Genomic DNA, 6,000 nt, shown 5'->3' on the forward strand with positions numbered 1-6,000 from the left:
GGAATCGACTCTTCATTATGTGGGGATTCATCTTTTTCATAGAAGTGATGCAAAGGTTTCGAATGGGAGCCGCCCTTTTGGCTCCCTTTTAATAAACCATTTAGTTTACATAATTTATATTATGTATAATATAAAACCAGCCCAAATCTTGAGAGACGGTTAATGGGGCATATTTAAGTCCATATAGAATTTCTCACATAGAAGGAATGAAGCAAAAATGATGCTTAATGGTTCTAATCCTTCGATTCCAACTCTTTTTTAATAGACTTTAAAACCCCCCTCATAGTAGGCCTTATCATGCGGGAGAAAGCTATCTTTGCTTACCGTTCTATTAATTTTGGCTCTTTTGCCGTCCTCACACATCTCAAACCCTTCAATTTTAACCGCTTGTTTCTCCCCTAACCACAGTTCATAAAAAGGAGGCAAATTCCGCTTTTACAATTCCTGACACTTCTTCTTCTTGCCACTTAAATCTGTCATACAAGTTATCTTCGCTTCTATATAGAAAAACGTGACTTAATTCTCGATCAATAAATTCGTCTTGAACGATTTGATCCTTGATTACGCCTAGTGATATAAGGTCATTAAAGGATATGGCCATACCAAGCTCCTCTTTAACCTCCCTAATGCCGTCAGCAATCGTTTCATTCGCTAATATATGGCCAGCCGCTGTTACATCTAACAGGTTGGGGAAGTCCTTCTTTTTACCACTGCGTATTTGCAAGTGAGTGTAATCTTTGCCGTTTTCTCTGCTCATCATCCAACAATGGAACGTGGCGTGCCAATGGCCGATTCGATGGACTTCTTCACGTGTCGCCACTCAGATGCGGCGGTTATTTTCGTCAAATATATTGATTTTCTCTATATCCATCGATAATTTCACCATTCTTTTAATACCATCTTTGTTTGTCTAGTCGTTTCTTTATAATATCAACAGAGTGTACGCGTGTTGCACCAAGGATTCAGTTCAAGGGAGTATTCTCAAATAGACAGTAAAGTTTAATACTCTTTATCTATAACCTTCTTTCTTAAACTTTTTCCTCTTAATTAGAATTAACTATATTATTTCATAAAATTTGTTTAAGACAATAGAGAACACACCGTCGTTTGCTGTCTTACCAGGCTTGTATCTCCAGAATAAATAATGAATGATCATCTCCATGCTATTCCGAATTTATCCCCTCCCCAACCGCCCATCATTCGATAAGCCCAATTTTCGTAAAAAATTAGTGCCCGAAAGATCTGTTCGACGCACCGTATGCGGGCCAAAATCCTTTTAAGTTTTTGAAACACCGATCCTAACTCCCTTGAAATCCTCTCAAACCCAAGTCCCATCCCATAAAATCCGCCGGTCAAAAATAAAAGGCGCTCATATGCCGGCCATTACATCCTTGTTTTCGTTCAGCTTATGGTAAAATGTTTGATTGGCGGCTTTCGCCACATCCCGCACGGCGTGACGATGACAAAACCGGAACCCCCTTTATAATCAAAGCTTATGGGCACAATCGATTAATCTCCCCTTCCCCATCAAAACAAATGCCGCTCGGTCGAGGCCGCCGCTATTTAAGTAAAGGCAAAGCGAACCCGTGTAAACCGGGCTTATAGCCGATGGGGATGAACCGGGAGACGAATATTCCAGAAAAAGCCGGGGATGTTCCCAAATGGAAACAAAACGGTCACGTTTACATAGCGGCAAACGTGATATGCTGTCACTGGAAGCTGATGATGCGGGATGCAACATTTCACCGTCGATTGGATGGCGCAACCGTGAATTTATGCAACTAGAACTAAAGGAGTCTTGACCATGCAACCAGACCGTTCACACACACAAACCACAAGTCAGACGGAAAGTCCTTCCCAATTAAAACGCGCGTTAAAAGCCCGGCATTTGACGATGATCTCACTGGGCGGATCCATCGGCACCGGGTTGTTCCTGGCAAGCGGCGGTGCCATTCACACCGCGGGACCGGGCGGTGCCTTGCTTTCATATATGCTGATCGGGGTAATGGTCTATTTCTTGATGACCGGTCTTGGCGAGATGGCCGCCTATATGCCGGTTTCCGGCACTTTCAGCACTTATGCCACCAAGTTCGTCGACCCGTCGCTCGGTTTTGCGCTCGGGTGGAATTATTGGTATAACTGGGCTATCACGATCGCCGCGGAGCTGGCGGCCGTCACGATCATCATGAAGTTTTGGTTTCCGCACAGCCCTTCTTATCTATGGAGCGGTTTGAGCTTATTCATCATGTTTCTTTTGAACTATTTATCCGTCAGGGGATTCGGCGAAGCGGAATATTGGTTCTCCATCATCAAAGTGGCGACTGTCATTCTCTTTATTATCGCCGGCGTTTTCATGATCCTCGGCATCATGGGCGGCCCGGCGATCGGTTTGAAAAACTTCACCATCGGCGATGCGCCTTTCCACGGCGGGTTTTTATCGATGCTTGGCGTTTTAATGGCCGCTGGTTTTTCCTTCCAAGGCACGGAGCTTCTCGGCGTGACCGCGGGGGAAACGGACCGTCCTGAGGAAAATATCCCGCGCGCGGTGCGCCAAATTTTTTGGAGAATTCTCCTTTTCTATGTTTTGACGATCCTGGTCATCGGATTGCTGATCCCGTATACCAATGAGCGGCTGGCGAACGGAGACGTCACGATGAGTCCGTTTACGCTCGTCTTTCAAAAAGCCGGGATCGCGTTTGCGGCTTCCGTCATGAATGCCATCATCCTTACCGCAGTCCTCTCATCGGGCAACTCCGGCATGTATGCGGCGACAAGAATGCTTTGGGATTTGGCGCGGGAAGGCAAAGCGCCGAGATTTCTCGCCAAGTTGAATAAGCGCGGCGTGCCCGTCAACGCCCTCCTGTTGACTGTGCTCGTCGGGACCTTGGCCTTTCTCACGTCATTTTTCGGCGACGGCGTCGTCTATCAGTGGCTGCTTAACGCTTCGGGGTTGTCCGGATACATTGCTTGGCTGGGCATTGCCATATGCCATTATCGTTTTCGAAAAGCCTATCTGGCGCAAGGAAGAGATCCAAAGGCGCTTCCATACAAATCGAAATTCTATCCGTTTGGACCGCTGTTCGCCGTGGCCCTCTGTACCTTTGTCATATTGGGCCAAAACTACCCGGCGTTTCTCAAAGGCCATATCGATTGGAACGGCATCCTCGTGTCCTATATCGGCTTGCCGCTGTTTCTGATGTTATGGCTGGGACATAAGATGTGGAAAAAAACAAAACTGATCCCTCTGGATCAGTGTGAATTAAAATAAAATGCAGGCGCCAGGCCATCCTAACCATGGGTTCGGCCTGGCGCTCTGTTTTTCCTTTCTGTTGACGACGGCGTTACGCCCGTTATGTGCCTTTCGCTTTAAACATCCCGTACGACGAGGGAATAACCGCTTATATGCCAAGGCGTTGTCTAACGCTAAAACAGTTTCCACATTTTCGTCCGTGACCTTATTCCCTTTAATGACGTCCGTATCTTTAACCGGATATTTAGAGACTTCTAAAATTGCCTTTTGTTCCTTGATGGCTTTTTTAAACTCATTTTCATCGGTTTTCAAGTCGTCCAATTGCTCTTTGGGTTTGACCTTTTCAACATGAACAATAGGCGTATAATCCAGCTTCATTGCCTTTTTCCAAAGGCTTGTCCATTCTGATTGCTTTATGTAATTTCTCGTAAAATAACTCGGCGAAACGCATAGCAAAACATGAAAATGAGGATGATACGTTCCAAATGATTCACTTTCAAGATCTCGGTTCCTTGTAACCTCTAAAGCCCTAAAATAGCCCTTTACGGACGTTTTAAAAGCTTTATATTTTGTTAGCCTATTAAACCCCTTAAACATGGCTTTCAACGCCTCTGGGAGACCTTCTCCGTCCGTATTTTTCACAGTGAGGGTCAGAAATAACCAACGAACATTGAAACGCTCATTGATCGCCTCTACGATTCTTTTATTGTGATGGGCTATTTTGAGCGACCGTCGCCAGTTACACATCGGACATAACCTCACCTTGCAGAACCAAGCTTGATAGAGTTTTAATCCCTCCGGCGTGCTTTTGAAAACCAACGTATCCGCACAATCATCCATTCGTTCCGCTTTTCTCTCTAATCCCGCTTTGTCAAAGTGTTCTGCCGTTAACTGCGACCAGCTTTTTTCCCTTGCCAATCTCGTTGTTTTCCCGCCTTTGTCTTATCTACCAATATTTTTGTAGTTGCGTTATCGAACGTTTCAATGTTATTATTTTTATACATGAACCGAATATCTCCTTTCTGAAGCCCCTTCAGAAGGGTAAAAAGCTCCCTGTGATAGATTGAGATTCGACAACTTAACCTTATCACAGGAGCTTTTTTCCGTCTACGCTAAAAAATCGGTTTAACTCCAGTTGTATCAAGGGTTTAAGCCAATTTTTTAAAATCTCATTGTTTCTATATAGTATCAAGATAAGAAGAAACTCGTTCAACCCCTTGTGAAACAAGGGGTTTCACTCCAAGAAAGAGCTTCGATTCCCAAAGCTATCCTCAAGCGTTTTCGATCGCTCGCTATTTATTACTCGGTCAAGCCGATTCCTTTTTGTCATGGAGCCTGCGCCCTTCAAACTTCCCGAAGGCGACCCCATCGGGCAAAATCCGCCCTCTGGGGCACCTCCGGTCAGTTTACTTGAAGGGCTCTCCATGACAAAAAGACTTCGTTTGCCCTGCGTCATAAACCGCTCGCTGATGACGGTCGTTCGGACAGGGCGAGCCTCGTTCTCCTCCCTGTCCTCACTCCCTTGTTGCTTCATTCCGTTTTGGCATTCTCCCTTCCGGTTCGAATGCCATCACTCCATTTCAGCAAGTCATTTTTGCTCATTCGGAGCCTGCCCGAATTGCGCAAAATGACTTTGCCCCGCACCTTACAGGTGGGAGAGGCGGAGTTAAAAGTGTCCGACGTTGCACTTCGGACACACACTCCGCAAGGGTGGAGGTGCCCTCCCCCTTGACCCCCACCGTCCGATAAAAAAAACGTCTTGTAAAAAAGGACACCAATCAGGGCAGATTACCTGCCTTGATCAGTGTCCCTTACGATTTCGGTCTCGGACGATTTTCCTCTTTCTCAATAAAGAATTAATGAGGGAAGAACTTTATTTTTAAATCAATTAAAAGCCTTGTCCATCCTATTAATGCTATGATAAAAATAACAACCCAAAATACTAAAATTCTTAGAGATCTAGGAATAGACATCCAAATTTCTAGAATTTTCCTTGAAGTATTATCCATTACTTCATTTTTTTTATTGTTATCTTTATTTGTCATTCTATATCATCCTTAGGTGTTTTCATATTCTGATTTACCCTTTAAAACTAAACACCAAGGAAAAACACAATTATTTTTGCTATTTCACCAGCAACATCCGGTGGTAAACCTAAATGAACTAACCCAGAAGCAATAGGTCCCTCTTGCCATTTATTCAGTTCTTCCAAAAAGTTAGCTATTTTATGAGAGTATTTTTCAATATATTTTGCTGTTTTAGGACTTGCCTTGGCAACTATTTTACTTAACAGTGTTCCACCATGGCGAAAAGCTGAAATAATTGCCTTTTTTGTTGAACTTCATTTGAACCTTTTTTATACGGATGAGCTAAGTTGAGTCCGTAAAATTGTGTAAAAAGGAAATGTAAAAAGAGCCACGTTGCTTTCCCTTTGATAGAATGAAAGTGAACCAAAAACCAAACAAAAAGGAGGAAAGCAACTATGGCTCAATACAATATTACAATAAGCGATGAAATCCTGCACGGGTTCCTGTCGCAAGATCAAGGACTGGCCAAACTGTTGGAACAGGTCTTGAATCAAATCCTTGAAGCCCAGTTAACGGATCAACTTGGCGCCGGCCGTTATGAGCGCACAGAGGGGCGAAAAGGCTATCGAAACGGGTCTTATCCCCGGCAATTGACGACTCGGGTGGGACGGTTGACCTTGCGCGTGCCGCGGACAAGGGATGGGGAATTTTCCACCGAACTCT

6 protein-coding genes are annotated in these 6,000 nt (G+C 44.5%); 2 read left to right on the forward strand and 4 right to left on the reverse strand.

All coding sequences use genetic code 11. The annotated features are described in order from the left end of the window. Nucleotides 1–409 precede the first annotated feature (409 nt). Nucleotides 410–757: an NUDIX hydrolase gene (locus tag CCB157_RS18080; RefSeq protein WP_238594690.1), complete on the reverse strand. Its 348-nt coding sequence runs from the start codon at nt 755–757 to the stop codon at nt 410–412. Between the two features lie 1,047 nt (nt 758–1,804). Between CCB157_RS18080 and CCB157_RS11455 the strand changes: the two genes are divergently transcribed. Continuing rightward, nucleotides 1,805–3,268, forward strand: a complete 1,464-nt coding sequence (locus tag CCB157_RS11455; protein WP_077616027.1) for an amino acid permease — start codon at nt 1,805–1,807, stop codon at nt 3,266–3,268. Here the strand turns inward: CCB157_RS11455 and CCB157_RS11460 are convergent. From CCB157_RS11460 to CCB157_RS18525, 3 genes are all read right to left on the reverse strand, one after another. Continuing rightward, entirely contained in the window at nt 3,260–4,168 is a 909-nt protein-coding gene (locus CCB157_RS11460; RefSeq protein ID WP_369688675.1) for a protein rep, read from the reverse strand. The two genes, CCB157_RS11455 and CCB157_RS11460, sit on opposite strands and share 9 nt — an antisense overlap. 938 nt (nt 4,169–5,106) lie before the next feature. Then, entirely contained in the window at nt 5,107–5,295 is a 189-nt protein-coding gene (locus tag CCB157_RS11470; RefSeq protein WP_077616029.1) for a hypothetical protein, read from the reverse strand. A gap of 47 nt (nt 5,296–5,342) precedes the next feature. Then, entirely contained in the window at nt 5,343–5,573 is a 231-nt protein-coding gene (locus tag CCB157_RS18525) for a YqxI family protein (RefSeq protein WP_501162017.1), read from the reverse strand. A gap of 159 nt (nt 5,574–5,732) precedes the next feature. Here CCB157_RS18525 and CCB157_RS11475 point away from each other — a divergent pair. Beyond that, nucleotides 5,733–6,000, forward strand: a 268-nt coding sequence (locus CCB157_RS11475; RefSeq protein WP_193432293.1) for a transposase, incomplete at its 3' end; no start/stop codon positions are given.

The sequence above is a fragment of the Caenibacillus caldisaponilyticus genome (assembly GCF_002003465.1).
Classification (GTDB): domain Bacteria; phylum Bacillota; class Bacilli; order Bacillales; family Sporolactobacillaceae; genus Caenibacillus; species Caenibacillus caldisaponilyticus.

Coding starts and splice junctions, on each gene's coding strand:
- CCB157_RS18080 (WP_238594690.1), bottom strand. CDS start 757: ATGAGCAGAGAAAACGGCAAAGATTACACTCACTTGCAAATACGCAGT.
- CCB157_RS11455 (WP_077616027.1), top strand. CDS start 1,805: ATGCAACCAGACCGTTCACACACACAAACCACAAGTCAGACGGAAAGT.
- CCB157_RS11470 (WP_077616029.1), bottom strand. CDS start 5,295: ATGACAAATAAAGATAACAATAAAAAAAATGAAGTAATGGATAATACT.